The organism is Streptomyces brevispora, from assembly GCF_007829885.1.
GTDB classification, from domain to species: Bacteria; Actinomycetota; Actinomycetes; order Streptomycetales; family Streptomycetaceae; genus Streptomyces; species Streptomyces brevispora.
In genome coordinates, this window is record NZ_VIWW01000002.1 from 208,357 (window position 1) to 234,993 (window position 26,637).

23 protein-coding genes and 2 pseudogenes are annotated in these 26,637 nt (G+C 69.4%); 18 read left to right on the plus strand and 7 right to left on the minus strand.

The features are described from left to right. Positions 1-2: 2 nt before the first annotated feature. The gene (locus FHX80_RS30400) at positions 3-686 is read right to left on the minus strand and encodes a glycerophosphodiester phosphodiesterase (protein ID WP_145767714.1); all 684 of its coding nucleotides are present in this window, start codon (positions 684-686) and stop codon (positions 3-5) included. Positions 687-1,217: 531 nt separating this feature from the next. Here FHX80_RS30400 and FHX80_RS30405 point away from each other — a divergent pair. The 4 genes and pseudogenes from FHX80_RS30405 to FHX80_RS30420 all read left to right on the plus strand — a co-directional run bounded on the left by FHX80_RS30405 (position 1,218) and on the right by FHX80_RS30420 (position 5,141). Further along, positions 1,218-2,615 (plus strand): DUF6421 family protein, encoded by a 1,398-nt coding sequence (locus FHX80_RS30405; protein ID WP_145767716.1) that lies wholly within the window; start codon positions 1,218-1,220, stop codon positions 2,613-2,615. Between the two features lie 26 nt (positions 2,616-2,641). Further along, positions 2,642-3,409 carry an SDR family NAD(P)-dependent oxidoreductase gene (locus FHX80_RS30410; RefSeq protein ID WP_145767718.1) on the plus strand — a complete coding sequence of 256 codons (768 nt, stop codon included), beginning with the start codon at positions 2,642-2,644 and terminating at the stop codon, positions 3,407-3,409. Then, complete coding sequence (locus FHX80_RS30415) at positions 3,388-4,467, plus strand: threonine aldolase family protein (RefSeq protein ID WP_145767719.1); 1,080 nt, start codon at positions 3,388-3,390, stop codon at positions 4,465-4,467. Before FHX80_RS30410 ends, FHX80_RS30415 begins: the two co-directional genes overlap by 22 nt. A gap of 75 nt (positions 4,468-4,542) precedes the next feature. Next, positions 4,543-5,141, plus strand: a pseudogene (locus FHX80_RS30420) (transglutaminase-like domain-containing protein). A 273-nt stretch (positions 5,142-5,414) separates the two neighbouring features. On the opposite strand, the gene FHX80_RS30425 reads toward FHX80_RS30420, so the two are convergent. After that, positions 5,415-6,137, minus strand: a complete 723-nt coding sequence (locus tag FHX80_RS30425) for a lysophospholipid acyltransferase family protein (protein ID WP_145767721.1) — start codon at positions 6,135-6,137, stop codon at positions 5,415-5,417. A 218-nt stretch (positions 6,138-6,355) separates the two neighbouring features. On the opposite strand from FHX80_RS30425, the gene FHX80_RS30430 reads away from it, so the two are divergent. From FHX80_RS30430 to FHX80_RS30450, 6 genes are all read left to right on the plus strand, one after another. Further along, complete coding sequence (locus tag FHX80_RS30430; protein ID WP_145767723.1) at positions 6,356-6,682, plus strand: TlpA family protein disulfide reductase; 327 nt, start codon at positions 6,356-6,358, stop codon at positions 6,680-6,682. Between the two features lie 72 nt (positions 6,683-6,754). Continuing rightward, positions 6,755-6,835, plus strand: coding sequence for a putative leader peptide (locus FHX80_RS36895; RefSeq protein WP_401600229.1), 81 nt, complete (start codon positions 6,755-6,757; stop codon positions 6,833-6,835). A 46-nt stretch (positions 6,836-6,881) separates the two neighbouring features. After that, positions 6,882-7,388, plus strand: a complete 507-nt coding sequence (locus tag FHX80_RS30435; RefSeq protein ID WP_145768125.1) for a flavin reductase family protein — start codon at positions 6,882-6,884, stop codon at positions 7,386-7,388. Positions 7,389-7,589: 201 nt separating this feature from the next. Beyond that, positions 7,590-8,375, plus strand: coding sequence for an electron transfer flavoprotein subunit beta/FixA family protein (locus FHX80_RS30440; RefSeq protein WP_145766134.1), 786 nt, complete (start codon positions 7,590-7,592; stop codon positions 8,373-8,375). An 80-nt stretch (positions 8,376-8,455) separates the two neighbouring features. Beyond that, on the plus strand, positions 8,456-9,418 hold the full coding sequence (locus tag FHX80_RS30445) for an electron transfer flavoprotein subunit alpha/FixB family protein (protein WP_145767724.1): 963 nt from the start codon (positions 8,456-8,458) through the stop codon (positions 9,416-9,418). A gap of 181 nt (positions 9,419-9,599) precedes the next feature. After that, the gene (locus FHX80_RS30450; protein WP_145767726.1) at positions 9,600-10,898 is read left to right on the plus strand and encodes a DUF6986 family protein; all 1,299 of its coding nucleotides are present in this window, start codon (positions 9,600-9,602) and stop codon (positions 10,896-10,898) included. Between the two features lie 85 nt (positions 10,899-10,983). Here FHX80_RS30450 and FHX80_RS30455 read toward each other — a convergent pair whose 3' ends face one another. Continuing rightward, positions 10,984-12,012: a LacI family DNA-binding transcriptional regulator gene (locus FHX80_RS30455; RefSeq protein ID WP_145767727.1), complete on the minus strand. Its 1,029-nt coding sequence runs from the start codon at positions 12,010-12,012 to the stop codon at positions 10,984-10,986. Positions 12,013-12,192: 180 nt separating this feature from the next. Between FHX80_RS30455 and FHX80_RS30460 the strand changes: the two genes are divergently transcribed. After that, positions 12,193-13,155 carry an ROK family protein gene (locus FHX80_RS30460; protein WP_145767728.1) on the plus strand — a complete coding sequence of 321 codons (963 nt, stop codon included), beginning with the start codon at positions 12,193-12,195 and terminating at the stop codon, positions 13,153-13,155. Positions 13,156-13,214: 59 nt separating this feature from the next. Here the strand turns inward: FHX80_RS30460 and FHX80_RS30465 are convergent, their stop codons facing one another. Further along, positions 13,215-15,263, minus strand: a complete 2,049-nt coding sequence (locus FHX80_RS30465) for an NPCBM/NEW2 domain-containing protein (protein WP_145767729.1) — start codon at positions 15,261-15,263, stop codon at positions 13,215-13,217. A 263-nt stretch (positions 15,264-15,526) separates the two neighbouring features. Here FHX80_RS30465 and FHX80_RS30470 point away from each other — a divergent pair, with 263 nt between their 5' ends. From FHX80_RS30470 to FHX80_RS30490, 5 genes are all read left to right on the plus strand, one after another. After that, complete coding sequence (locus tag FHX80_RS30470; protein WP_145767730.1) at positions 15,527-16,816, plus strand: ABC transporter substrate-binding protein; 1,290 nt, start codon at positions 15,527-15,529, stop codon at positions 16,814-16,816. Positions 16,817-16,832: 16 nt separating this feature from the next. Next, the gene (locus FHX80_RS30475) at positions 16,833-17,747 is read left to right on the plus strand and encodes a carbohydrate ABC transporter permease (RefSeq protein WP_145767731.1); all 915 of its coding nucleotides are present in this window, start codon (positions 16,833-16,835) and stop codon (positions 17,745-17,747) included. Beyond that, on the plus strand, positions 17,744-18,655 hold the full coding sequence (locus FHX80_RS30480) for a carbohydrate ABC transporter permease (protein ID WP_145767732.1): 912 nt from the start codon (positions 17,744-17,746) through the stop codon (positions 18,653-18,655). Before FHX80_RS30475 ends, FHX80_RS30480 begins: the two co-directional genes overlap by 4 nt. A gap of 440 nt (positions 18,656-19,095) precedes the next feature. Continuing rightward, entirely contained in the window at positions 19,096-20,721 is a 1,626-nt protein-coding gene (locus FHX80_RS30485; RefSeq protein ID WP_145767733.1) for a TROVE domain-containing protein, read from the plus strand. 381 nt (positions 20,722-21,102) lie between these two features. Next, complete coding sequence (locus FHX80_RS30490) at positions 21,103-21,369, plus strand: hypothetical protein (protein ID WP_145767734.1); 267 nt, start codon at positions 21,103-21,105, stop codon at positions 21,367-21,369. A gap of 258 nt (positions 21,370-21,627) precedes the next feature. On the opposite strand, the gene FHX80_RS34930 is transcribed toward FHX80_RS30490, so the two are convergent. Continuing rightward, positions 21,628-21,804, minus strand: coding sequence for a hypothetical protein (locus FHX80_RS34930; RefSeq protein WP_167523777.1), 177 nt, complete (start codon positions 21,802-21,804; stop codon positions 21,628-21,630). 195 nt (positions 21,805-21,999) lie between these two features. Here FHX80_RS34930 and FHX80_RS30495 point away from each other — a divergent pair, with 195 nt between their 5' ends. Then, positions 22,000-23,037 (plus strand): NUDIX hydrolase, encoded by a 1,038-nt coding sequence (locus FHX80_RS30495; protein WP_145767735.1) that lies wholly within the window; start codon positions 22,000-22,002, stop codon positions 23,035-23,037. Here the strand turns inward: FHX80_RS30495 and FHX80_RS30500 are convergent. Both FHX80_RS30500 and FHX80_RS30505 read right to left on the minus strand, forming a co-directional pair. Next, positions 22,996-23,618 (minus strand): annotated as a pseudogene (locus FHX80_RS30500) (MBL fold metallo-hydrolase). The gene FHX80_RS30495 and the pseudogene FHX80_RS30500 overlap by 42 nt on opposite strands. A gap of 226 nt (positions 23,619-23,844) precedes the next feature. Then, complete coding sequence (locus FHX80_RS30505; RefSeq protein ID WP_145767736.1) at positions 23,845-25,209, minus strand: dipeptidase; 1,365 nt, start codon at positions 25,207-25,209, stop codon at positions 23,845-23,847. A gap of 183 nt (positions 25,210-25,392) precedes the next feature. Here FHX80_RS30505 and FHX80_RS30510 point away from each other — a divergent pair, with 183 nt between their 5' ends. Beyond that, positions 25,393-26,610, plus strand: coding sequence for a geranylgeranyl reductase family protein (locus tag FHX80_RS30510; RefSeq protein WP_145767737.1), 1,218 nt, complete (start codon positions 25,393-25,395; stop codon positions 26,608-26,610). The last annotated feature ends 27 nt before the right edge of the window (positions 26,611-26,637 follow it).

A 26,637-nucleotide genomic window follows, 5' to 3' on the forward strand; every position in this document is an offset into this window, starting at 1 on the left:
GGTCATGCGGTGAATCGGCCCGCGCGGCGGATCTCCGGGAAGTCGGTGGTCGCGCCGTCGAGCCCGAGCCCGCGGGCGAGCCGCAGGTGGTCCTGGGTGTTGACCACCCAGCCGACCACCGTCAGCCCCTCGGAGTGCGCCCTCTCGACCAGTTCCAGGGTGATGCGCCGGACGTTGAGCACCAGCCGGGTGGCGCCCACCGCCTTCGCGCGGTCCGTCACGTCGTCGCCCCAGCGGCTGGCGACGAGCGCCGTGCGCACCCCGGGAACCAGTTGCGCGATCTCGGCGATCGCCTCGTCGTGGAACGAGATCACCTCGACCCGGTCGACGAGATCGCGCCGCCGCATCACCTCCGCCAGCGTGCGGGCGGCGGCCACGTCCTTGATCTCCGCCTGCAGCGGGGATCCCACGGCGTCGAGAACCTCCTCGAAGACCGGCACCCGCTCACCCCGGCCGGCGTCGAGTTCGCGCAGTTCGGCCAGGGTCTTCTCCGCGATCGGGCCCTTGCCGTCGGTCGTACGGTCCACTTCGGCGTCGTGCATGACGGCGAGGGCGCCGTCCTTGCTCAGGTGAAGGTCCAGTTCGATGAGGTCCATCCCGGCCTGCTCGGCGTGGACGAACGAGCGCAGGGTGTTCTCCGGTTCGACACCCATCACCCCGCGATGACCGATGGTGAGAAAAGGCAAGGCACTCTCGCTTCCGTCGACGGCGTCTCCCCGTGTGCTGCTCCTACCCATGCGGCACCACGGTATGACCGCACATCGGCAGCCCAGTGCCCCGCCGCGGCGAGCGGGCCGGCCGGGCGAGCGGGGCGCCGTGGCCCCGGACATCGGCTGCGGCGAGCAGGAACCCGGTGATGACGGCTGCGACCAGAACGGCAGGATGTTCACGCGGCGGTGCTCCAGGGCGGTACGGGAGGGGTTGACGCCGTCCGTCCCACCGGCAGCGGCGCGCGCCCCGCGAGCTGTGTCACTCATGCGTGGGCGTGTCCCGCACGCACTTGCCGGGCAGGTGTGCGAAGGCGGCGGGGGCCTCGTCCCCCTGGCCGACCCCGCACGGCCATCGTCCCGATGAAGCGTCTGCCGCAATGCGATGGCGCAGGAAAAATAGCGGTGACCATGGGGTCGGACAGGATAATTTTCAGGTCTCCACTTGTCTCAAGGAACCGCACACGGATACGGTTGCTTGACGCGAGGTTCTCCCGTGAAGGAAGTGTTATGACGGAAATTCTTGTGCACGACGTCGCAGTCGGCGGCATAACCGCAGCCCCGCGGGTGATCGAGCACCCGGCCTGGCCCGCGCTCAAGAATGCCGTGGAGGAGATCCGGCCCTGGCAGTCGAAGGACGGCTCCATCGACTTCGAGGCCGAGGGTGCGCCGTCCCCGGCGGTCGCCGGGGCGACGCTGGACCGGGTGACAGCCGCGGTCGAACAGCTCTCCCCGCTGCTCCCGCACGACGCCGCGTATCACCGAGCCCTTGTCATGGACCTCCGTCGCTGGGCGGCCACCGGCTTCGGCGTCCCGGACTTCCTCGACTCGCTGCTCGCCTTCCAGCCGGCCAAGGACCGCACCGACGGTCTCCAGCACCTGGTCGTCTTCGCGATGTACACGCAGAACGGCAACCCCGACCGCAACCTCGAAGCGGTCGTGCTCCGGATGGTCTGGCCCGAGTGGCTCGCCGACCTGGAGGCGACCCGCTACGACAACCCGCTGTTCTGCGGGATCACCTTCGAGGACTTCACCTCCGGGTACGACACCAACTCCGCGGTGCTCTTCCCGGAGACCATCGCCGTGCGCGAGGCCCCCGAGCGCTTCAGCTGGGGCGGCATCTTCTGCGACCGGGAGGCCGCCCGCTTCCGCCGGGTCACCGAGGCGTCCGTCGAGCTCCTCGGCGTCGAGCTGCCCGAGGACATCCGCGAGATGGTCGGCGACCAGCAGCGCTGCGAGCAGGCCTTCGTGCTCTGGGACATGGTTCACGACCGCACCCACAGCCACGGTGACCTGCCGTTCGACCCGTTCATGATCAAGCAGCGCCAGCCGTTCTGGATGTACGGCCTCGAAGAGCTGCGCTGCGACCTCACCGCCTTCAGGGAGGCCGTGAAGCTGGAGGCCGACGGCTTCGGCCAGGGCCGCGACGTGCAGTACGCCGTGCTGTTCGACCGGATGTTCCGCTTCCCGGTCACCGGCGAGCGCGTCCGCAACTACGACGGTCTCGGCGGCCAGCTGCTCTTCGCGTACCTCCACAAGCACGATGTCGTGCGCTGGACCGACAACACCCTGAAGATCGACTGGGAGCTGGCCCCGCGGATCACCAACCAGCTCTGCGACGAGATCGAGAAGCTCTACCGCGACGGCATCGACCGCCCCAAGCTCGTCCACTGGTTCGCCGCCTACGACCTGGTCGCCACCTATCTGGCACCGCACCCCGGCTCCCTGTGGGCCAAGGGCCCCGACGCCCTGGACCTCTCCCAGCCGCCCCGCAAACTCGTCGACGACGTGCTTCCGGACGAGTTTCCCCTGAGCATGTTCTATGAAGCGCTCTCCAAGAAGCTGAAGAACGTGATCGCCTCCACCAAGGGGATCACCGCCGCGGACGCCGGGCGGGCGGCCGCGTGAGTGCACGGAGCGAGGAGGCGGTGGCCATGAACGGAAACGGCAAGGGCAACGGGAGCGGTGCGCTCGAAGGTGCCGTGGTCGCCGTGGCGGGTGCGGCCGGACCGGCCGGCCGGGCCACGGTGCTCCGGCTCGCCGAGGCGGGTGCGGTCGTCGTCGCGTCTGACGCGAACGCCACCCGGCTCGCCGAGGCCGTGGACGCGGCCCGCTATGCCCATGGTGGCGCCACCGTCACCGGGGACACCGTGGATCTGCTCGACCTCGGTGCGGCCCGTGAGTGGGCCGAGCGGACGGAGAAGGAGTTCGGCCGGATCGACGGGCTCGTTCACCTCGTGGGCGGCTGGCGCGGAAGCGCAAGCTTCGCCGAGACGGACCTCGCGGACTGGACGGTGCTGGAGAAGCTGCTGATCCGTACCGTCCAGCACACCTCACTCGCCTTCCAGGGCGGTCTGCAGCGCAGCGACCGCGGCCGCTATCTGCTGATCAGCGCGGCCGGGGCGAGCCATCCCACTGCGGGCAACGCCGCGTACGCCGCGTCGAAGGCGGCGGCCGAGGCCTGGACCCTCGCGCTCGCGGACGCCTTCCGCAAGGCGGGGGGCGAGGACGGGTCGCGGAGCGCGGCTGCGATCCTGGTCGTGAAGGCACTGGTGCACGACGCGATGCGCGCCGAGCGCCCGAATGCGAAGTTCGCGGGCTTCACCGACGTCAAGGAGCTGGCCGATGCCATCGCCGGCGTCTGGGACCGGCCTGCCCCGGAAGTGAACGGAAAGCGCCTGTGGCTGACCCCGCAACCGTAAGGACCGACGCGCGTCGGCATCACGACCCGCAGGTACGCGGTTTCGCCAGTGACAACTACGCGGGAACCCACCCGGAGATCCTGGCGGCCCTCGCCCTCGCCAACGGCGGCCATCAGATCGCCTACGGCGAGGACGAGTACACCGGTCATCTCCAGCGCGTGATGCACAGCCACTTCGGCCCCACCGCCGAAGCCTTCCCGGTCTTCAACGGAACCGGCGCCAACGTGGTCTCGCTCCAGGCGATGACCGACCGCTGGGGTGCGGTCATCTGCGCGGAATCCGCCCACATCAACGTGGACGAGGGCGGCGCCCCGGAGCGGGTCGGCGGCCTCAAGCTGCTCACGGTGCCCACCGAGGACGGCAAGCTCACACCCGAGCTCATCGACCGGCAGGCCTACGGCTGGGACGACGAGCACCGCGCCATGCCGCAGGTCGTCTCGATCACCCAGAACACCGAGCTCGGCACGGTCTACACACCCGGCGAGATCCGCGCCATCTGCGAGCACGCCCACGGGCACGGCATGAAGGTCCACCTCGACGGGGCCCGGATAGCCAATGCCGCGGCCTCCCTGGACGTACCGATGCGTACCTTCACCAATACCGTCGGCGTCGACGTGCTCTCCTTCGGCGGCACGAAGAACGGGGCGATCTTCGGCGAGGCCGTCGTGGTCCTGAACCCCGATGCCGTCCGCGCCATGAAGCATCTGCGTAAGCTGTCGATGCAGCTCGCCTCCAAGATGCGATTCGTCTCGGTGCAACTGGAAGCACTGCTCGCAGGCGACCTGTGGCTCCGCAATGCCCGGCACGCGAACGCCATGGCCCAGCGGCTCGCCGAGGGGGTCCGCGCGGTGGACGGCGTGGAGATCCTCCACCCCGTCCAGGCCAACGCGGTCTTCGCGCGCCTGCCGCACGCGGTGAGCGAGCGGCTGCAGAAGCGCTTCCGGTTCTACTTCTGGGACGAGAAGGCCGGAGACGTGCGCTGGATGTGCGCCTTCGACACCACGGAGGACGATGTCGACATGTTCCTCCTCGCGCTGAAGGAAGAGATGGCGGCCTAGCCATTCATGCATGATTATGCGGCCGACCGGAAAGTGATTGACTTCCGGTTGGCCGCATACTTGCGCTCGGCGGCCATGGAACTGACTCAGCAGGTCCCCGCGATCTCGGCCTATCTCATGGCCGACGAAGCGATCGACCATGAGCATCCGCTGGTCAGGGAGACGGCCGCGCACCTGCGTTCCGAAACCGAAGACGCATACACATACGCCGCTGCCGCCTTCGACTTCGTACGTGACGCCATCGCGCACTCCGCCGACACGGGCGACACGCGGGTCACCTGGCGCGCCTCGGACGCCCTGGCGACCCGCAACGGCATCTGCCACGCCAAGTCCCACGCCCTGGCCGCCCTGCTGCGCGCGGAGGGTATTCCGGCGGCCCTGTGCTATCAGCGACTCGCGGGCGGCAACGGGGACCCGGGCCCGTGCACGGACTGATCGCGCTTCGGCTTCCCGGCCGGGACCGCTGGGACCGTCAGGACCCGCGGGGCAACCGGCCGGGCGTCGACGCGCGGTTCTCGCGGGAAGAGGAGCGGCTGGCCTGGCCCGTCCGGCCGGAGTTCGACGAAATGGACTATCCAGTGCTCTACGCCGCACCGCATCCGCTGGTTCTGCGCGGCCTGCGGGCCGCGGCCGACCGCGCCCAGCTCTGGCACACGCTTCCGGCAGCGCTCTGATCCGTGACGAGGCAAGGCGGCCCATACCCCTGGCCGTCACCGATTCCGGTGAGGCGCGAGCCCTCGCCCGGCACTTCACGCACCTCGCGGTCGGGGCGCACGGCTTGGCCGACGGGCCCGGCGGCGAAGCCCGGTCGGCGCTGCTGGGCGAGGTCACGCGCCGCCTCGCCCCACGACTCGACGGCCGGTCTCCGCACAAGGCCCCCGCATGGCCGCCGGGCGCGGCCCGTACGGCGGAGTGACGTTTCAGCCGTTGCCGCGAACCGGTCGGCGTCAGCTCCGCTCGCGGACCTCGGCGGGCGTCGGGGCCGTACCGCCCAGATGCGCGGGCACCCACCAGGTGTCGCTCGCGTCCTTCGGGCGCACCGGGTAGGCGCGCTGGGCGGCCTCGAGGAGCTCCTGCACGCGCTCTCGCAGCCGACGGGTGATCGCGCCCGCGTACTGGTCGGTGGGGGCCTCCACCGGCTCGCCGACGCGGATCGTCACCGGGATGTGGCTGCGCCTGAAGTTGCGCGGCCGGCCCTTGGTCCACAGCCGCTGTGTTCCCCACAGCGCCATCGGGATCAGCGGCACCCCGGCCTCCTGGGCCAGTCGTGCGGCACCCGACTTGAAGTTCTTCAGCGTGAAGGACTCCGAGATCGTCGCCTCGGGGAAGACACCGACGATCTCACCCGAGCGCAGCGAGGCGAGGGCGTGCGCATACGCGTCCTCGCCCTGCTTGCGGTCGACGGGGATGTGCTTCATGCCGCGCATCAGCGGTCCGGAGACCTTGTGACGGAACACCGATTCCTTCGCCATGAAGCGGACGAGCCGCTTCTGCGGCAGCGTCGCGAGCCCGGTGAAGATGAAGTCCAGATAGCTGATGTGATTGCTGACCAGAACCGCGCCACCAGTCTTCGGGATGTGCTCCGAACCCTGGGTGTCGATCTTCAGGTCGAGCGCCTTGAAAAACGTGCGAGCGGCGCCGATGACCGGCCGATAGACGAGTTCTGCCATCTGGGGGAGACCCTTCTTCAGCGCCTGGGGAGGGTTCTCCCGGCGGAAGTTACGCAGCCGTAGGTTTTCGGCATTGCGCCGATCGTGCCCCATGCGCGTCGCGGTGGCCAGTCTCGGCGGGCGCGGGGCGCGAGATTCTCGTCACGTGGAACGGCCGGGAATGTCCCGGCGACCGCGAGCGCTGACCCTTTGCGTAGAGCTCTGACAGGAGGCCGAAGGTGGACGGGCGGACAGACGTGAACAAGCTGGATTCCGCCCAACTCGGCGTGGAACTGGGTGAGCGGGCGACTCTCGTCCAGTTCTCCAGCGCCTTCTGCCAGCCCTGCCGGGCCACCCGGCGCACACTCGCCGAGGTGGTGGGAATGGTCGACGGCGTCACCCATGTGGAGATCGACGCCGAGGCGCATCTCACTCTGGTGCGAGCGCTCGACATCAGCAGAACCCCGACCGTACTGGTGCTCGATGCCTCCGGCCGGATCGTCCGACGGGCCGTCGGGCAGCCACGCACCGTCGATGTCGTGGCCGCGCTGGGGCAGGCGATATGACGGGCCGTGATGCATCTCCCACCTTGTGGGACGGTCTTGACTGCACCCACCACGCATCGTCAGTCTGACGTTATGCCGCCAGTACTCCTTCTCTACGGCCGGGTCCATGTCGACCTCGTCCGCTACGCGAGCGCGCGCTGTCCGGATGCCTGAGCATCCACGGCCCCGCACTCCCGACGCGCAGAAGGACGACATCTCCATGACGGCATCACCCGAGCTCGGCCATACCCGTACGGCATCCCCGGACCTCCTTCGCTCCGTGTTCCGGCAGCACGCCGCCGGAGTCGCCGTGATCACCGCCGCCGGTGACCGGCCGGTCGGCTTCACGGCGACCTCCCTCAACTCCGTGGCCGCCGAGCCACCGCTCATCTCCTTCGGCGTGGGGACCTCGTCCTCCAGCTGGCCGGTCATCGCGGAGGCGGAGCACATCGGCGTCCACGTACTCGGCGAGCATCAGCAGGAGCTGGCCGCCACCTTCGCGCGCAGCGGCGCCGACCGGTTCGGTCCGTCCACCTATTGGCGCAGTGGGCCGGAAGGTGTTCCGGTGCTGGACGGCGTGCTGGCATGGCTGGTGTGCCGGGTCGTGGCGCGGATTCCGGCGGGGGACCACCGGATCGTGATCGCCCAGGCGGTGGTCGGGGATCCGGCCGGATCCGGGCGGCCGCTTGTCTATCACCAGGGACGGTTCACGGCTCTGCGAGACTGAGAACCCCTTGGTGGCACATGGGCGCCGGGCGTTGGGCAGATCACAGTGCAAAGCGCTTGCTTATAGGGCATGCACTGGGTGTACTGGCGAGTAATATTACGGTCGGAGCGCCAGCCGCCCCGACCGGAAATCGCCCCATCAGGCGCCTATGCTGCGTGCAACAAGGCAGCCCGGAAATGACGATGCAGTAGGAGAGCCGGCGTGAGCTTGAGGATCGTTGTCTGTGTGAAGTACGTGCCCGACGCGACCGGTGACCGGCATTTCGCCGATGACCTGACGTTGGATCGTGAGGATGTCGACGGTCTGTTGTCGGAGCTGGATGAGTACGCGGTCGAGCAGGCGTTGCAGATCGCGGACGAGGCTGATGATGCGGAGGTCACTGTGTTGACGGTGGGTCCGGAGGATGCCAAGGACGCGTTGCGCAAGGCGTTGTCGATGGGTGCGGACAAGGCTGTTCACGTCGAGGACGACGATCTTCACGGTACGGATGCGGTGGGTACGTCGTTGGTGCTGGCGAGGGCGGTCGAGAAGACGGGTTATGACCTGGTGATCTCGGGGATGGCGTCGACGGACGGCGCGATGGGTGTGGTTCCGGCGCTGCTCGCGGAGCGGTTGGGGGTGGCGCAGGTGACGTTGTTGTCGGAGGTGGCGGTTGAGGGTGGTGTGGTGACCGGGCGTCGTGATGGTGATACCGCGTCCGAGCGGGTTGAGGCGTCGTTGCCGGCGGTGGTGTCGGTGACGGATCAGTCGGGTGAGGCCCGGTATCCGTCGTTCAAGGGGATCATGGCGGCGAAGAAGAAGCCGGTGGTGTCGCTGGATCTGGGTGATCTGGGTCTGGATGCGGGTGAGGTGGGTCTGGGTGGTGCGTGGACGGTGGTGGATTCGGCGGTGCAGCGTCCGGCGCGGACGGCGGGCACGATCGTGAAGGACGAGGGTGAGGGCGGCAAGCGGCTGGCCGAGTTCCTGGCGGGTCAGAAGTTCATCTGAGCCGGTTGTCCGTTTCTCGTTGTCCGTTGTCGTTGTCTGTCCTGGTTGTTTCGTCTCGATCTGCGGGAGATTGAAGTTTCATGGCTGAGGTTCTCGTCTTTGTCGATCATGTGGATGGTGCGGTCCGCAAGCCCACGCTGGAGCTTTTGACGCTGGCGCGTCGGATCGGTGATCCGGTCGCGGTGGTGCTGGGTGGTGGTGCGGGGGTGGCTGCCGGTGTGCTGGCGGAGCATGGTGCGGTGAGGGTTCTGGCCGCGGATGCGCCGGAGTTCGCGGAGTTCCTTGTGGTGCCGAAGGTGGATGCGCTGCAGGCCGCGGTCGAGGTGGTGTCGCCGGTGGCGGTGTTGCTGCCGTCGTCGGCGGAGAACAAGGAGATCGCGGCGAGGCTCGCGGTCCGGATCGGTTCGGGGATCATCACGGACGCGACGGATCTGGAGGCCGGTGAGGAGGGTGTGGTTGCGACGCAGTCGGCGTTCGCCGCTTCGTTCACCACGAAGTCCCGGGTGTCGCGGGGTGCTGCGGTTGTCACGGTGAAGCCGAACTCGGCTCCGGTCGAGGCTGCTCCGGCGGCGGGTGTGGTGGAGGAGTTGGTGGTGGTGTTCTCGGCGCTGGCGCGGGGGACGAAGGTGCTGTCGCGGACGCCGCGTGAGTCGACGGGGCGTCCGGAGCTGACGGAGGCGGCGATCGTGGTGTCGGGTGGCCGGGGTGTCAATGGTGCGGACAACTTCCGTGTCATCGAGGCGCTCGCGGACTCGCTGGGTGCTGCGGTGGGTGCCTCGCGTGCGGCGGTGGACGCGGGCTGGTACCCGCACACCAACCAGGTCGGGCAGACCGGGAAGTCGGTCTCGCCGCAGTTGTACATCGCTTCCGGTATTTCGGGGGCGATCCAGCACCGGGCCGGTATGCAGACGTCCAAGACGATCGTCGCGATCAACAAGGACGCCGAGGCCCCGATCTTCGACCTCGTCGACTACGGCGTCGTCGGTGACCTCTTCAACGTCGTCCCCCAGCTCACCGACGAGGTCACCGCCCGCAAGAACTGACCCGCCGGACAGCACACGGCACACAGGCACGACCCGCAGTCCGGGGCCGCACGGTGAACCCACCGCGCGGCCCCGCAGCCCTTCCGGTCGCCATTGACGCAGGTACGGCAGCCTTATAACTTCACCATATGGATTGTTGATTCCGGGAAGCGGAAACAGCGAGAGCGTGGAGGGTGCGGAAATGGGCCAGCAGGAGATGGTGGCGACGAGCCTCGCCGGTGCGGTCAGCGACGGGATCAGTGCCTCCCTCACCGAGGTGGACGCCGAACTCGCCCGCCGCTACCCCGGCGATCCCGGGACCCGTCAGCCCGTCCACACGGTCTACGTCCCCGGGGACACCTTCACCGCCGGCACCATCCGCTCCTGGGGCGACCAGGCACTGAAGGCCCTCGACGAGCACGCCCCCGACGCGGCCTCCCTCGCCGCGGTCCTCGGCATCCCGGACGAGCTCGCCGTGGCCGTCCACGACCGGGTGCGCGCCAAGCTGGAGCGCGAGCCGGTCGAGGACCTGCGGATCGACTTCGAGGACGGCTACGGTCCCCACTCCGACGCGGAGGAGGACGAGGCCGCGGCCCGGGCGGCGCGGCTGATCTCCGATGCGTACGGCAACGGCACGGCCGCCCCGTACATGGGCATCCGGATGAAGTGCATGGAAGCCGCCGTGCGGGACCGGGGAATCCGCACCACCGATGTCTTCCTCAGCGGCCTGATGCGGGCGGGCGGGCTTCCGGCCGGGCTTGTGCTCACGCTGCCGAAGGTGACGTACCCCGAACAGGTCACCGCCTTCGTCCAACTCCTCGAAGCCTTCGAGAAGGTGCACGGGCTGCCCTCGGGACGGCTCGGCTTCGAGATCCAGATCGAGACCAGCCAGTCCATCGTGGCCGCCGACGGCACCGCCGCCGTGGCCCGGATGATCGACGCCGCGCAGGGCCGCGCGACCGGGCTGCACTACGGAACGTTCGACTACAGCGCCTGTGTCGGCGTCAGTGCCGCCTACCAGGCGAGCGACCACCCGGCGGCCGACCACGCCAAGGCCGTCATGCAGGTGGCCGCCGCGGGCACCGGCGTACGTGTCAGCGACGGCTCGACCAACGTGCTGCCCGTCGGCCCGACCTCGCAGGTCCACGACGCCTGGCGGCTGCACTACGGCCTCACCCGGCGAGCCCTGGCCCGCGCCTACTACCAGGGCTGGGACATGCACCCGGGCCATCTGCCGACCCGTTACGCGGCCGTCTACACGTTCTACCGCGAGGGCCTGGAGCAGGCCGCGGCCCGGCTTGCCGCGTACGTGGCCAAGGCGGGCGGCGACGTGATGGACGAACCCGCCACCGCCAAGGCGCTCAGCGGCTACCTGCTGCGTGGCATCGACTGCGGCGCCCTGGGCACCGCGGAGGTGGCCCGGCTGACCGGGCTGACCCGCGCGGACCTCGACGGCTTCGCCTCACCGAGGCGCGGCGGGCTGACGGTCATGGCGCCGTAGCCGGTACCGCCGTCCATGGAGCCTCTCGGGTGACCTCTGATCGGGCGATCGAGGGTCACCCGACAGGCTCTTCGCGGCCCCGCGCTCAGGACGGGCGCAGTTCGCCCGAACCGCGCGGGATGAGCTTGGTGGGGAGCTCCACACGCACCGGTGCGTGGTCGGCGCCGTCGAGCCGGCGGAAGAGGTGCTCGGCCGCGGTGCGGCCGACGGCGGCGGCGTCCTGGGAGATGACGGTGATGCCGAGCAGGTCCGCGAGCTCGATGTCGTCGAAACCGACCAGGGCCACCGGGCGCTCCCGGCCGGCCAGGGCGCGTACCGCGGTCACCGTCACCCGGTTGTTGCCCGCGAACAGTGCGGTGACCGGTTCCGGGCCGCTGAGCATGGTCTCGACGGCCCGGCGGACCCGGTCGGGTTCCGTGGAGCCGAGTGAGACCCAGGAGTCCTGCACGGCTATTCCGGCGTCGGTCATGGCGGTGTGATACCCGCGCAACCGCTCGGTGGCGGTGTGGATGCGGGGCTGGTCACCGATGAACCCGATCCGGTGGTGGCCGTGCGCGATCAGATGGGCGACGCCCTGACGCGAGCCGCCGAAACTGTCCGAGAGCACCATGTCGGCATCGATCCGGCCCGCCGGCCGGTCCACGAAGACGGTCGCGATGCCGGCCCTGATCTCCTGCTCCAGATAGCGGTGGTCGTCGCCGGCCGGAATCACGATGAGCCCGTCGACCCGGCGCGCACACAGCGCGAGCACGAGCTCCTGCTCGCGCTCCGGGTCCTCGGCGCTCGAACCGTTGATGAGCAGGGCGCCGTGCGCACGGGCGACCTCCTCGACGGCGCGGCTCAGCGGCCCGTAGAAGGGGTCGGCGAGGTCCTCCAGGACGAGCCCGATGGAGGCGGTACGGCCCTTGCGCAGCACGCGCGCGCTGTCGTTGCGGCGGAAGCCCAGCGCGTCGATGGCCTCCTGGACCCGGCGCACGGTGTCGGGCGTGACGCCCGGCTCGCTGTTGACCACGCGGGAGACCGTCTTGAGCCCTACTCCGGCACGCGCGGCCACATCCTTCATGGTCGGCCGGTTGCCGTAACGGGGCTCGGGGTGACGGGTGGTCTCGGCCACGGTGCGCTGTCCTGTCGTCGGGTGCGGGCTGTCCGGCGGGGCCGCGGGGAGTAGCGCGGACGGGCCGGAGGCTGTGGCGTCGAGCATAGGCCCTGGACAACGTTGTCAGCTGAATGGAGACTGGGCAGACTATTTACTGAAGCCGCAGGTCCCACCCCTCACCATCCGGAGCCCACACCGATGCATACCGACCTCGTCACCGCGCTGGACATCGGCGGCACCAAGATCGCCGGCGCGTTGGTGGACGGCAGCGGCACGCTCCTCGTACGCGCGCAGCGCCCGACCCCCGCCCGCGAGAGCGGGGAAAGGGTGATGGAGGCGGTCGGTGAAGTGCTGGCCGAGCTGACGGCCTCACCGCTGTGGGGGCGGGCCTCGGCCGTCGGGATCGGCAGCGCGGGCCCGGTGGACGCCTCCGCCGGGACGGTCAGCCCCGTCAACGTTCCCGGCTGGCGTGATTTCCCGCTGGTGGAGCGGGTGAGCAGGGCGGCCGGAGGGCTGCCGGTCGAGCTGGTCGGCGACGGCGTCGCGATGACGGCGGCCGAGCACTGGCTCGGCGCGGCCCGCGGTTACGACAACGCGCTGTGCATGGTCGTGTCGACCGGTGTCGGCGGCGGGCTCGTCCTCGGCGGCACCCTGCGGCCCGGCCCGAGCGGCAACGCGGGACACATCGGGCACATCAGCGTCGACCTGGACGGCGATCCCTGCCCGTGCGGTTCACGCGGCTGCGTCGAGCGCATCGCCAGTGGGCCCAACATCGCCCGCCGGGCACTGGAGGGTGGCTGGCGGCCCGGCCAGGACGGCGACGCTTCGGCCGCGGCGGTCGCGGTCGCCGCGAGGGCGGGGGACGCGGTCGCCGTGGCCTCCTTCGAGCGGGCCGCGCAGGCACTGGCCGCCGGTATCGCCGCGACGGCCACGCTGGTCGAGATCGACATCGCGGTGATCGGCGGGGGAGTGGCCGGTGCGGGCGACGTCCTGTTCGCCCCACTGCGCAGCGCCCTGCGCCGCTACGCCACGCTCTCGTTCGTCCAGCAGCTGACGGTGACGCCCGCGGTCATGGGCAACGACGCGGGGCTGGTGGGCGCGGCGGCCGCGGCATTCGCGGCGCGGGCCGGCGCGGACGGGGCGGTCCCGGTACAGGTGTGAATCGTCCCCGAGGAGCGGGCCCGAGGTGCCGGGTCCGCCCGTCGCACGCGGGTGCCCGGTCAGCAGCTGATGCGGAGGTCGCCCCAGTCCGCGTGGTCGGAGTCGACACCGTCCCCTCCGTCGGTGACCACCAGGCGTACGACCTGCGCACCGCTCACATCCGCCGAGACAGGCTGCGCCGGCATCGCGTTGGTCAGTACCCCGGTCGAGGCCGCCTTCGTGCCGTCCGCCCATATCTCGAAGGTCACACTTCCCTTGGTGCCCTTCTCGTCGTCCACGCCGACCCGGGCCGTCACGGTGCCGCACGCGCCGCCCGCGTAGTACTCGACCGTGCTGTCCGCGTGCACCCCCAGCCCCTTCGCGTACACCTCGCCGCCGATGGTGAGCGGATTCCCGTCGCCCGCCGCGCTCTCACCGTTGCTGGTGTCCTTCTCGACCGGTCCGTAGCCGTTCGACGCGGAGAGCTGCGGCAGATCGCTCAGAAAGCCGCCGCCGGCCGGTGGTGCCACCACCACATGGGCCTGGAAGGGCACGGAGGCGCGCACGTGCTTCCCGGCGGGCGAGCGGTACCGCGCGGTGAGCGTCAGGTCGTAGGTGCCGGTGGTCGTGCCGGCCGGGGCCGTCACCCGCCAGCGCGTGGTCAGCGCCCGTCCGGTGGGCAGCGCCGCGGCGGTCGTCGCCGAGTCGGCCCGGACCTGCCAGCCCGACGGCCCGGTGAGCGCCGCCGAGACCTTCAGGGCGGGTGTACGGCCCAGATCGGTGACCGTGGTCGTCAGCGGTGCGGTGCGTCCGGCCTCGACCAACGGGCTTCCTTGCAGGCCGAGTTCAGCGGCCGGCGGATGTGAGGTCCAGGTGCTGTCGGCGGCGACGCGCAGCAGTACGGTGCCATGTGCCGCGACGGTCGCCGAGATGTCGCCCGCCGTGTTGTAGTCCGTGTGCTCCCACAGATCACGCATCGTGTACGCGGCGGCCCGAGGCAGTCCCGCCGCCGTGGCCGTCGTCGAGATCCGCTGTGCGCTCCCGGTCTCGTTGAACAGCGCGACCACCCGGCTGCCGTCGCGCATCTCCTTGGTGACGACCCAGCGTCCCCCGTCGGAGGAGAGCACGGTCCCCTGCTTGCCCAGCGGGTCCTGGTCGACCGCGATGACCTCGTGGTTGGAGAGGATGTCGAACGTCTCGGGCGTCACCTTGCGCAGATCGGAGCCGATGAGGAGCGGGGCGGCCATCACCGACCACATGGAGAAGTGGGTGCGGTACTCCGTGTCCGTCATCCCGCCGTTCCCGACCTCCAGCATGTCGGGGTCGTTCCAGTGTCCGGGCCCCGCGGCTGCGGCGAGCGGCAGATTCTGCTTCATGATCGACAGCATGCTGCTCCAGCTGTCGTTGATGTCGCCCGTCGTGCGCCAGAGGTTGCCGAGCTCCGCGGCCCATTCCCAGGGCTTGTTCTGCCCCCATTCGCAGATGCTGTAGACGATGGGCCGGCCGGTGGCGGCAAGCGCGTCCCGCATCGTCGTATAGCGCTCTTTCGCGTCGACGCCCTGATTGTTGCAGTTGTCGTACTTGAGGTAGTCGACGCCCCAGTCGGCGAACTGCCGCGCATCGCTGTACTCATGGCCGAGCGCGCCGGGAAGTCCGACACTGTCGCAGGTCTTGGTGCCCGCGCTGGTGTAAATGCCGAGCTTGAGGCCCTTCGAGTGGACGTAATCCGCGACGGACTTGATGCCGTTCGGGAATCGCGCCGGATCGGCCACCAGCTTGCCGTCCGCATTACGCTGCGGCACGGCCCAGCAGTCGTCCAGATTGACGAACTGATAGCCGGCGTCCTTGAGGCCCTTCTCGACGAAGATATCCGCGATGCCCTTGACCATCGACTCGTTGAACTCGGCCCGGCAATGGGTCGAGTTCCAGTTGTTGAACCCCATGGGGGGTGTGAGAGCGAGATCGCTGCCGGCCCGCGCGCCGGGAACGGACACCGGTGCGGGGGCCGGTTCCGGGGAATCCGCGGCGGCGGGGAAGGCGACCCCCGCCGCGCACAGGAGGCCTGCGGCCAGCGCTCCGATGACTCTGCGGCGGCCTGTGCGGGCTGTACGGGTTGGAAGATGACGCATCGTTACGTTCCTCCGGACTCGTGCCGAATCAGGTGACGACATGTGCACGCCAAGACGAGCGATTACGTTAGAGCGTGTTGAAGTCTGTTGGAAGAGGGGTGGCGCCGGTTGTTCGGTATCTCGTCAAAACCCTTGACGGGGACCCTGGTTGGGGGTGTGATCCAAGCGCACGTTCGGTTGTGTTGGGTTACCTTCCGGAGGAGGGGGTCATGGCGCGCTCGTACGACAGGTCAGATGTGCCCGGCAGTGTCGCAGGACATCGGATGTCCCGGCGAAGTCTGTTACGTGGCGCGGCAGTCGGTGCCGGAGCGGTCACGCTTCCCGCACTGCTCACCGCATGCGGCAGCGGTCCCGGCGGTGACGGCAAGACGATCACCCTTGGCTCGAATTCGTCCGACCCCGTTCCGAAGAAGGCGTTCGCCGAGGCCTTCAGTGCTTACGCGGCTCAGTCGGATGGCCGAAAGGTGAAGGTCAACACGGTTGACCACAACACCTTTCAGGAGAACATCAACCGGTACCTGCAGGGCAAGCCCGACGACGTCTTCATGTGGTTCGCCGGAAACCGCATGCAGTTCTTCGCGGAGAAGGGCCTGTTGCACGACATCAGTGACAACTGGCACGGCTACAAGGGCTTCTCCGCCGCTCTGAAGGCCCAGTCCAGCGGCGCGGACGGCAAGCAGTACCTCACCCCGTACTACTACTATCCATGGGCCGTCTTCCACCGTAAGAGCCTGTTCACCGAACGCGGCTATCAGGCGCCGAAGACGCTGGACGAGTACGTGGCACTCGCCAAGCAGATGAAGAAGGACAAGCTGGACCCCATCGCGTTCTGCGACAAGGACGGCTGGCCCGCGATGGGCACCTTCGACTACATCAACATGCGGACCAACGGCTACGAATTCCACAAGAGCCTGATGGCCGGCGAGGAAGCCTGGACGGACAAGCGGGTCAGGGAGGTCTTCGACACCTGGCGCCGCCTCCTTCCGTACTGCCAGCAGGGCGCCAACGGCCGTACCTGGCAGGAGGCGGCGACCAGCCTCCAGAAGCGCGACGCGGGCATGGCGGTCTTCGGCCTGCCGCACCCCGGGGCCCAGTTCTCCAAGACCGAACAGGGCGACCTCGACTTCTTCCCCTTCCCCGTCATCAACCCCGAACACGGCCAGGACGCGGTCGAGGCGCCCATCGACGGGTTCCTGCTGGCGAAGAAGTCGAAGAACCTCAAGAACAAGAAGTCCCTGGAGAGCGCCAAGGACCTGCTGAAGTGGCTCGCCACCGGCAAGGCCGAGGACATCTACCTGAAGAGCGACCCGAACAACATCGCGGTCAACGACCAGGCGGACACCTCCCAGTACTCCGCGCTCCAGAAGAAGGCCGTCGACCTGGTCTCCGGGGCGAAGCAGATCTCCCAGTTCATGGACCGTGACACCCGCCCGGACTTCTCCTCCACGGTCATGATCCCGGCGATCCAGAAGTTCATCAGCAGTCCGAACGATGTGGACGGCCTGGTCAACGACATCGAACGGCAGAAGAAAAGCATCTTCACCTCGGACTGAACCTGGAGCACCGACCGTGTCGTTCATCTCGGGGCGGCGCACCGGACAACGGGGAACGCGGCGGTTCACCCGCCGCGACCTCGTCGTGCTCGGCGTGCTGCTCGGCATCCCAGTCCTGCTCGACATCGCCATCGTCTGGGGGCCGACCCTCGCCTCCGTCGCCCTCTCGTTCACCAGCTGGGACGGCATCGGCGACATCAAGTGGGTCGGTACGCGCAACTACGCGAACCTGTTCACCAACTACCCGCAGTTCTGGCCGGCCGCCCGCCACAACCTGCTCTGGCTCGGCTTCCTCGGCCTGGTCGCCGCACCGTTCGGGCTGCTCCTCGCCGTACTCATCGACAAGGGCGTGCGCTTCAGCCGCTTCTACCAGTCGACCCTCTACATGCCCGTGGTGCTGTCCCTCGCCGTGGTCGGCTTCATCGCCCAGCTGATCTTCTCCCGCGACCAGGGCGCCCTCAACGCGATCGTCGGCGACACCCGGACGCCGACCGACTGGCTGGGCGATCCCGACCTCAACATCTGGATGATTCTGCTGGCCGCCGCCTGGCGCCACACCGGCTACGTGATGATCCTCTACCTCGCCGGACTCAAGGCCGTCGACCCCTCGCTGAAGGAGGCCGCCGCGATCGACGGCGCGAGCGAGACCCAGACCTTCTTCCGCATCGTCTTCCCCACACTCCGGCCGGTCAACGTCATCGTCGGGGTCATCACCGTCATCGAGTCGCTGCGCGCATTCGACATCGTGTACGCGGTCAACCACGGCCGCAACGGCCTCGAACTGCTCTCGGTACTTGTCACCGACAACATCATCGGCGAGGCCAGCCGGATCGGATTCGGCTCCGCCATCGCCGTCGTCCTGCTCGCCGTCTCGCTGGGATTCGTCGTGACGTATCTGGTCCAGGAGCTCCGAGGGGAGAAGAACCGATGACCACCCGAGCCGCCGCCGTCCGGCCGGCACCCCCCGCCCCCACCACTGCCCGACGCAGGCTCCGCCCCGGCCGGCTCGGCGTGCACGCCTTCCTGATGACGGTCTCGATCGCCTTCCTCGCGCCTCTCGTCCTCGCCGTGTACGCGTCGCTACGGCCGTACGACGAGACCTCCGAGTACGGCTACTTCTCGCTGCCGCGCCATCTCTCCCTGGACTACTACCGGCAGGCGTTCACCGACTCCGGCATGACGAAGTACTTCGTCAACACCATGATCATCGCGGTTCCGGGGGTGCTCGTCACCCTTTTCCTCGCCTCGTTCGTCGCCTTCGCACTCGCACGGCTGAAAATGCGCGGCGGGCTCGTCCTGCTGATGCTCTTCACCGCCGGGAACCTGCTTCCGCAGCAGGTGATCGTCACGCCCCTGTACGTCGTCTTCAACCGCATCCCGCTGCCGTACTGGATGTCCGACTCGATGACGATGTTCGACTCGTACTGGGCCGTCGTCCTGGTCCAGATCGGCTTCCAGCTCGGATTCTGCGTCTTCGTGCTGGCCAACTTCATGCGCACCCTCCCGCAGGAGATCCTGGAGGCGGCCGTCGTGGACGGAGCGGGCGTCTGGACCCAGTTCTGGCGGATCACCCTGCCCCTGTGCCGTCCGGCACTCGCCGCTCTCGGCACACTCCAGTTCACCTGGATGTACAACGACTTCCTCTGGGCCCTGGTCTTCATCTCCGACGGCGACAAACTCCCGATCACCTCGGCACTGAACAATCTGCGCGGCCAGTTCTTCACCGACTACAACCTGCTCGCCGCCGGCTCGGTGATCGTGGCGCTCCCGACCCTCGTGGTCTTCATGCTGCTGCAACGGCACTTCATCGCGGGGCTCACCCTGGGATCCAACAAGTGACGGCCCGACCTGGTGAGATGCCGGACACCGAGAGGGTCCCGCAGCCGAACGGCAGGCGCGCACACGCCCGCATGCCGTTCGGTGGCTAGCCCGCTCAAAAAATCCCTACGGCAAAACCGATGTGATGAATACAGTGGCCCTCAGATTCATGCACCTCCCGGTGCGCGGGGTCCGCCTACTTCTTCCAAGCGCCCGGCGGCCCCGTTCCTGATCTCGGGAGGCGCAGCATCGGGGTGCCCGGTGCGCAGGCGACGGATACTTCTCCGACTGAGACCGACCGGCAACTGACGGCCGGTCCACGAGAGGACCCGGGTTCGAATCCCGGCCGCCGTTCCACGGACCGACGGTAGCTCAGCGGCCCAGAGCACTATGTCTCCGTCACCGATTCTGATCTCGGGCACCCCATCGCTGAGCTTCCCCTCCATGCGAGGGGTTCTTCCATGTCCCGCTTCAACAAGCTCGGCACCCGTCCCGCCGCTGCCTCGGCCGTGCGGACCACGGGCATACGCACCAGCACGGCCAAGGGCGCCACCGGCTATCTCCGGGACGCCAAGTCCGAACTGTTCCTGCTGGCAGTGACCAACTTCGTCGCGCAGGACACCTTCTACGAGCGGGGCGGCGAGCGCGACGACCGCTACACCCAGCTCGTCCGCAAGCTCGCGGTGGAGGACCCCGAGTGGGTGGCCGGCCTGCTGAAGTGGCTGCGCGGCGAGGGCAACATGCGTACCGCCGCCCTGGTCGGTGCGGCCGAGTTCACCACCGAACGCCTCCTGCGGGAGGCGCCCGGCCACTCCCGCCAGGTCATCGACTCGGTACTCCAGCGCGCCGACGAACCGGGCGAACTGCTGGCCTACTGGACGTCGAAGTACGGCCGCCGGCTTCCGAAGCCCGTCAAGCGCGGCATCGCCGACGCCGTGCGGCGCCTCTACGACGAGCGGGCCCTGCTCAAGTACGACACCGGCTCCAAGGGATACCGGTTCGGCGACGTCCTCAACCTCGTCCACCCCAGCCCGGCGAACGACAGGCCGTGGCAGGGAGACCTGTTCAAACACGCCATCGACCGGCGCAAGAACCGGGACGAGGAGATCCCGCACCTTCTCCACACGCTGCGCGCCCGCGACTCTCTGATGAAGATGCCTGTCGAGGACCGCCGCGGCGCCCTCGGCGACCCGGACGTCACGGACCTGTTCAACGAAGCGGGCATGACGTGGGAGGCACTGGCCGGCTGGCTCCGGGGCCCCATGGACGCGGCGGCGTGGGAGGCGGTCATCCCGTCCATGGGGTACATGGCGCTGCTCCGTAATCTGCGGAACTTCGACGAGGCGGGGGTCGGCGACGACGTGGCGGAGCAGGTGGCGAAGCGGCTCTGCGCCCCCGAGCGGGTGGCCCGGTCCCGGCAACTGCCCATGAGGTTCTACTCCGCGCACAAGGCCGCACCGTCCCTGCGCTGGGGGCACGCCCTCGACAAGGCGCTCACCGCCTCGCTCGCCGGCGTTCCGCGGCTGGACGGCCGGACGCTGGTCCTCGTCGACACGTCCGCCTCGATGGACGAGGCTTTCTCCCGTGACGGCTCACTCATGCGCTGGGACGCCGCAACCGTCTTCGCCATCGCCCTGGGGCGCCGATGCGCACAGGCCGACGTGGTCTCGTTCTCCTCCACCCGTGAGTACTGGGACCAGCCGCCCGGTGCGAGGACGAAGGCGTTTCCGCTCGCCCCCGGTGGATCCCTCCTCGGCGATGTCCGGAAGTGGAAGGACGGGGGATGGTTCCTCGGAGGAGGCACCGACACCGCCCTGGCCCTCCGAGAGACGTTCCGCGACCACGACCGAGTCGTCGTCATCACCGACGAACAGGCCGGTCACGACGGCCAGGAGGTCACCGAGGCCGTTCCCGGGACGACACCGATGTACACCTGGAACCTCGCCGGGTACGAAGCCGGGCACGCCCCGTCCGGCCGCGCCCGGCGGCACACCTTCGGCGGACTCACCGACCAGGCGTTCCGCATGATTCCGCTCCTCGAAGCCGGGCGGGACGCGGCGTGGCCGTGGGAAGTCGCGGTCGCGTGAACCGGACCCACGGCGTCGCGGTCGCGTGAACCGGACCCACGGCGTCGCGGTCGCGTGAACCGGACCCACGGCGTTCCGGTCGCGTGAACCGCTGATCAGCACCTCTGCCGACGCGGCCCCGTTGACGCCCGGACCGCGCAACCACGCCTCGGCCAGGCGCTCGGAGGGACGAAAGCGTTCGGACAGTGCGGTCCAGGGCTCCCGGTCGGCATCGGTCTCGGCCATCCGTCGATTGAACAGCTCCGGAGTTGAATGATCAATGCCTTCTCATGTCCCTGGGCTGCGTACACACGCGGCCCGAACGGGCGGACATGCCTCCGATCGAGTCACACGGGCCCGCTGACCGAGGAAGTTGTCAGTGGGCGGTGCGATCCTTCTGATATGGACGAGATCATGCGGCGGCGCGTGTACGGCGCCGATCACGACGACCCCGACCCGGGTCCCCGGCCGGGGCGTGTCTACCGGGAACTGGTGGGCGGCCCGCTCGACGGCCTGCTGCTGGATGTCACCGGCTGGACGGGGGTCGCCCTCGCGGACGGCACCGCCCTGATCACCGAGATCGGCTCCTACGGGGCCGGCGGCAGGGCCGAGTACGGACCGCGGGCGAACGAGCCGTACAAGTGGGACTGGCGGGGCGATACCCCCTGAGCGCCAGGGCGTGTGCTGCACTACGGGCCGGTGGGATCGGCGGACGGCGGGCACTTCAACCTTCATGAGCCGGGCACCGTCCGCGCCCCGCTCGCCGAGGCACGGCCCCGCGGCCGGTGCGCCGACACCCCACGGTCCGGCAATTGGATGGCTGGGCCTCTTCGACGCCGTGTCCGCGCGCCGGAACGAGGCTGCGCCCCACCGGACAGGCAGGCCGACGAGCGGTACCGGTCGTTCACCTGCGTGTCCCGCCAGGGCTCAGCGGCCCCGGTCCGAGGACTGCTGGGGCACGACCACCAGGAACGCGTCTTGTTCCAGGTCCATCACGACCTCCGCCGCGACACCCTCGACGCGGCGGGCCGCCGCGAACTCCTCCGCCGGCCAACTGCCCCGCGGACCTCCCGCGGGGAACTGCTCAAGCACGGTGCGAGGCACGATGCACCCCCTGTCGTTCTCTCTGCTGTCGGCTCCAACGACGCCCGGCCTTCCCCGTTACGGCTCCGAGCCGCCGTTCCCGCTACCCCGGGACACCTGCCTGTGGCTGCGTTCGTGCAACGGCATCGCCTCAAACGGGTTTTCGAGGGAGGGTGTTGCGGGCAAGCCACAGGGGGCTACGGAAGAGGGGGAACCGTGATCGTCTGGATCAACGGTGCGTTCAGCGCGGGCAAAACCAGCGCCGCGCGCGAACTGATCGATCTGATCCCGAACAGCACCTTCTACGACCCGGAACTGACCGGCGCGGGGCTGCGGCATCTGCTGCCCCAGAAGAAGCTCGCCGAGGTCACCGACTTCCAGGACCTGCCGATCTGGCGGCGCCTGGTGGTGGACACCGCGGCGGCCCTGCTCGCCGAGGTCGGTGGGGTACTGGTGGTGCCGATGACGCTGCTGCGACAGGAGTATCGCGACGAGATCTTCGGAGGGCTCGCTTCCCGGCGCATTCCGGTGCGCCATGTGCTGCTCTCACCCGACGAAACGATCCTGCGGCAACGGATCGCCGGCCGAGTGGAAATCGCCGACGATCCGGAACACAGCGAACGGGTCCGTCAGTGGGCGTACGAGCACATCGGGCCCTACCTGTCGGCGCTCGACTGGATCACCGGGGACGCCCACACCATCGACAACAGCGCGCTCACCCCGCACGAGACCGCCGAGCTCATCGCCGAGGCCCTGGACACGGGGGCGGCACCGGCCTGCGAGATCGTGCAGACACCCGACCCGACGTCGGAGACCGTCGCGGCGGGGGTGCTGCTCTTCGACGAGGACGGCCGGGTCCTGCTCGTCGACCCCACCTACAAACCCGGCTGGGAGTTCCCCGGCGGCGTGGTGGAGTCCGGTGAAGCCCCGGCACAGGCCGGGATCAGAGAGGTCGCCGAGGAGATAGGCATACGACTCGAACGGGTGCCGAAACTGCTCGTCATCGACTGGGAGGCGCCCGAGCCGCCCGGATACGGTGGGCTGCGGCTGCTCTTCGACGGCGGCCTGCTGCCGGGCCGGGAGGCCGAACGGCTGATGCTGCCCGGTTCCGAACTACGCGGCTGGCGGTTCGTCACCGAGGCCGAGGCGGCCATCATGCTGCCGCCCACCCGGTACGAACGGCTGCGCTGGGCGCTGCGTGCCCGCGAGCAGTCAGCCGTGCTCAACCTGGAGGCCGGAGTCCCGGTCGGCTGAGGCGTGCAGTACCGCGGCGGCGTCGGCGGTGACGGGATCACCGTGGCCGAAGCAGACCGTGGCCGGTTCCAGTGCCGCCGGCCGCTGGAACGAGGCCACGGCCTGCTCACGGTGGATGTTGAAGACGTCCAGCATCACCTGCCCGACGCCCCCCACGCAGTCCCCGGTGAACAGCACCCCGTGCGCGGGGAGATGGAGACCGATGGAACCCGGGGTGTGACCGGGGGAGTGGATCACCCGCGCACCGCCGCCGAAGCCGATCGTCGAGCCGTCGGAGAGCTCGCGGTCGACCCGGGCCGGCGGGGCCGCGGGCACGGTCAGCGCGTGCTCGTACAACGGACGTTCCCCGTCCAGCAGCACCGGGTCGCCGATCTCCTCGTCGCCCCGGATCACTGGTGCGTCGAGCCGGTGGGCCAGAATCTCGGCGCCGTGGCGGTCGGCCAGTTCCTGGGCGGCGCCGTAGTGGTCGCGATGGCCGTGCGTGATGACGATCCGGGAGATGCGGGCGGGGGCCGGGCGATCAGGGTGAGATCCGCCCCGTCGCGCCAGAGGTACGCCTGACCGATCGGGAACCGGAACATGTGCAGCCGGGGAAGCACTTCGACGAGATCCGTGCGACGAACGTATGCAGCGGCGGACGTCCGCCGCACGGATCTACGCTCTGGGCGTGCTCCGCTCAACGCGTAGCGGAGGCCGGCGGGCAGGGGCCGGCGGGCCCGGCCCGGTGTGACCCGGCCCGGATCAGTGCGACCCGGTTCGGCCCCGCCCGCCCGACCGGCCCCGCCCGCCCGACACGGGCCGGGCTGCTCAGACCTTCTTGGAGGCGGCGTAGTTCCGCAGGAACAGCGCCTCGGCCACCGACATCCGCTCCAGTTCCTCGGGCGACACGCTCTCGTTCACCGCGTGGATCTGCGCCTCGGGCTCGCTCAGTCCGATCAGCAGGATCTCCGCCTCCGGGTACAGCCCGGCGAGCGCGTTGCAGAGCGGGATCGAGCCGCCCATGCCGGAGGACTGCATCTCCTCGCCGGGGTACGCGACCCGCATGGCATCCGCCATCGCCGTGTACGCAGGGCTGGTGACATCAGCGCGGAACGGCTGCCCCTGGCCCACCTGCTCGACCGAGATCCGGGCACCCCACGGGGCGTGCGACCGCAGATGTGCGGTGAGCAGCCTCGTGGCCTCGTCGGCGTCGCCGCCCGGCGGCACCCGCAGGCTGATCTGTGCCCGTGCGCTCGCCTGCACCGAGGGCGTCGCACCGACGACCGGCGGGCAGTCGATGCCGATGACCGTGACGGCCGGCCGCGCCCAGATCCGGTCCGCGACCGTCCCCGTGCTGATCAGTTCGACCCCGTCGAGCACCTTCGCGTCCTTGCGGAACTCGGCCTCGGGGTACTGGAGACCGTCCCACTGGGCATCGGAGGTGAGCCCGTCGACGGTCGTCGTTCCGTCCTCGGCGCGCAGCGACGCGAGGAGTTGGATCATCGCGGCCAGCGCGTCGGGCGCGGCGCCGCCGAACTGCCCGGAGTGCAGGTTCCCTTCGAGGGTGTCGAGCCGGACCCGCAGCATCGTCATCCCGCGCAGGGTCGAGGTGACCGTGGGCAGGCCGACGCGGAAATTGCCGGTGTCGCCGATGACGACGGTGTCGGCGGCGAGCAGTTCCGGATGCGCCTGCGCATACTGCTCCAGACCTCCGGTGCCCTGCTCCTCCGAGCCCTCGGCGATCACCTTCACGGAGACCGGCACCCCGCCGTTCGCCTTGAGGGCGCGCAGCGCGAGGAGATGCATGATGAAGCCGCCCTTGCAGTCGGCCGAGCCCCGGCCGAACCAACGGCCGTCACGCTCCGTCAGCTCGAACGGCGGGGAGAGCCAGGCGGACTCGTCGAGCGGCGGCTGCACGTCGTAGTGCGCGTAGAGCAGCACGGTGGGCGCACCGGCCGGACCGGGCAGGAAGCCGTAGACGGACCGGCTGCCGTCCGGGGTGTCGAGCAGGGCGACGTCCTGGAAGTCCTCGGCGCGCAGCGCCCCGGCAACCCACTCGGCGGCGGCGTCGCACTCGCTCCTCGGGTACACCGCGGGATCCGCCACCGACTGGAAGGCCACCAGCTCGGCGAGCTCCGCCTTGGCACGGGGCATCAGAGAGGCGATGGTCCCGGAAATCGGATGGGCGGTCATGGGCACGCTCCTAGCAGGTGCGACGTTATGTGTACGAATCCGTGTACTTGAGCGCTGCGAATGCGGCGTTGTGGTTACGACGGAGGCACGGCCGATCCTCCCACAGCAGGGGTCGGGCGGAACGCGCCGTAGGATGCCGTGAGCAGCTTGGGCCACTGGTGGGATCGGGAGCAGAAGCACATCGTGAGCAGCGAGAACGCAGACGCCGGACATGAGCACGAAGAGTTGTCCGTGTGGGATGTCGTCGTAGTCGGCGCCGGACCGGCGGGAGCCTCCGCGGCATACGCGGCGGCGGTCGCCGGCCGTCGGGTGCTGCTGCTGGAGAAGGCAGAACTGCCCCGTTACAAAACGTGCGGTGGCGGCATCATCGGGTATTCGCGTGATTCGCTGCCGCCTGGATTCGAACTGCCCTTGCAGGACCGGATCCACGCGGTCACGTTCTCGCTGAACGGCAGGCTCGCGCGGACCCGCCGCTCAAGGCGCATGCTCTTCGGGCTGATCAACCGCCCCGAGTTCGACGCGGGTCTGGTCGAGGAGGCGCAGAAGGCCGGTGCCGAACTCCGTACCGGCGCGACGGTGTCGCGGGTCGAGCAGCACGGTGCCGCGGTGCCGGACCGGCGCACGGTCGCGGTCGTGCTGTCCGGCGGCGAGACCGTCCTGGCCCGTGCGGTGGTGGGTGCGGACGGCAGTGCCGGGCGGATAGGAGCCCACGTCGGGGTGAAGCTCGACCAGGTGGACCTGGGCCTGGAGGCGGAGATCCCCGTTCCGCAGACGGTCGCGGAGGACTGGGCCGGCCGGGTGCTGATCGACTGGGGTCCCATGCCGGGGAGTTACGGATGGGTCTTCCCCAAGGGCGACACCCTGACGGTCGGTGTGATCTCGGCGCGCGGCGACGGTGGCGGTACCAAGCGGTACCTGGAGGACTTCGTCGCGCGGCTCGGTCTGGCCGGCTTCGAGCCGAAGATCTCCTCCGGCCATCTGACGCGCTGCCGCAGCGACGACTCGCCGCTGTCGCGCGGCCGGGTGCTCGTGTGCGGTGACGCGGCCGGTCTGTTGGAGCCGTGGACCCGCGAGGGCATCTCGTTCGCGCTGCGGTCGGGGCGGCTCGCCGGTGAGTGGGCGGTCCGTGTCGCGGAGTCGCACGACGCGGTGGACGCCCGCCGTCAGGCGCTCAACTACGCCTTCGCCATCAAGGCCGGGCTGGGTGTCGAGATGAGCGTGGGGCGGCGCATGCTGAAGCTCTTCGAGCGGCGCCCGGGTGTGCTGCACGCGGTGCTGACGGGATTCCGCCCGGCGTGGAACGCGTTCGCGGGGATCACCCGGGGGACGACCTCGCTGGCCGAGCTGGTTCGTTCGCATCCGCTGGCGCAGCGTGCGCTGTCCGTGATGGACCGCAAGTAGCCACCGCCGTTCGCGGCGGGAACGCCA

What these genes read in the sequence shown, in the direction of transcription:
- FHX80_RS30405 (WP_145767716.1), top strand. Translation starts at nt 1,218, where the DNA reads ATGACGGAAATTCTTGTGCACGACGTCGCAGTCGGCGGCATAACCGCA.
- FHX80_RS30410 (WP_145767718.1), top strand. Translation starts at nt 2,642, where the DNA reads ATGAACGGAAACGGCAAGGGCAACGGGAGCGGTGCGCTCGAAGGTGCC.
- FHX80_RS30425 (WP_145767721.1), bottom strand. Translation starts at nt 6,137, where the DNA reads ATGGCAGAACTCGTCTATCGGCCGGTCATCGGCGCCGCTCGCACGTTT.
- FHX80_RS36895 (WP_401600229.1), top strand. Translation starts at nt 6,755, where the DNA reads ATGCCGCCAGTACTCCTTCTCTACGGCCGGGTCCATGTCGACCTCGTC.
- FHX80_RS30435 (WP_145768125.1), top strand. Translation starts at nt 6,882, where the DNA reads ATGACGGCATCACCCGAGCTCGGCCATACCCGTACGGCATCCCCGGAC.
- FHX80_RS30445 (WP_145767724.1), top strand. Translation starts at nt 8,456, where the DNA reads ATGGCTGAGGTTCTCGTCTTTGTCGATCATGTGGATGGTGCGGTCCGC.
- FHX80_RS30450 (WP_145767726.1), top strand. Translation starts at nt 9,600, where the DNA reads ATGGGCCAGCAGGAGATGGTGGCGACGAGCCTCGCCGGTGCGGTCAGC.
- FHX80_RS30460 (WP_145767728.1), top strand. Translation starts at nt 12,193, where the DNA reads ATGCATACCGACCTCGTCACCGCGCTGGACATCGGCGGCACCAAGATC.
- FHX80_RS30465 (WP_145767729.1), bottom strand. Translation starts at nt 15,263, where the DNA reads ATGCGTCATCTTCCAACCCGTACAGCCCGCACAGGCCGCCGCAGAGTC.
- FHX80_RS30470 (WP_145767730.1), top strand. Translation starts at nt 15,527, where the DNA reads ATGTCCCGGCGAAGTCTGTTACGTGGCGCGGCAGTCGGTGCCGGAGCG.
- FHX80_RS30480 (WP_145767732.1), top strand. Translation starts at nt 17,744, where the DNA reads ATGACCACCCGAGCCGCCGCCGTCCGGCCGGCACCCCCCGCCCCCACC.
- FHX80_RS30485 (WP_145767733.1), top strand. Translation starts at nt 19,096, where the DNA reads ATGTCCCGCTTCAACAAGCTCGGCACCCGTCCCGCCGCTGCCTCGGCC.
- FHX80_RS30490 (WP_145767734.1), top strand. Translation starts at nt 21,103, where the DNA reads ATGGACGAGATCATGCGGCGGCGCGTGTACGGCGCCGATCACGACGAC.
- FHX80_RS30505 (WP_145767736.1), bottom strand. Translation starts at nt 25,209, where the DNA reads ATGACCGCCCATCCGATTTCCGGGACCATCGCCTCTCTGATGCCCCGT.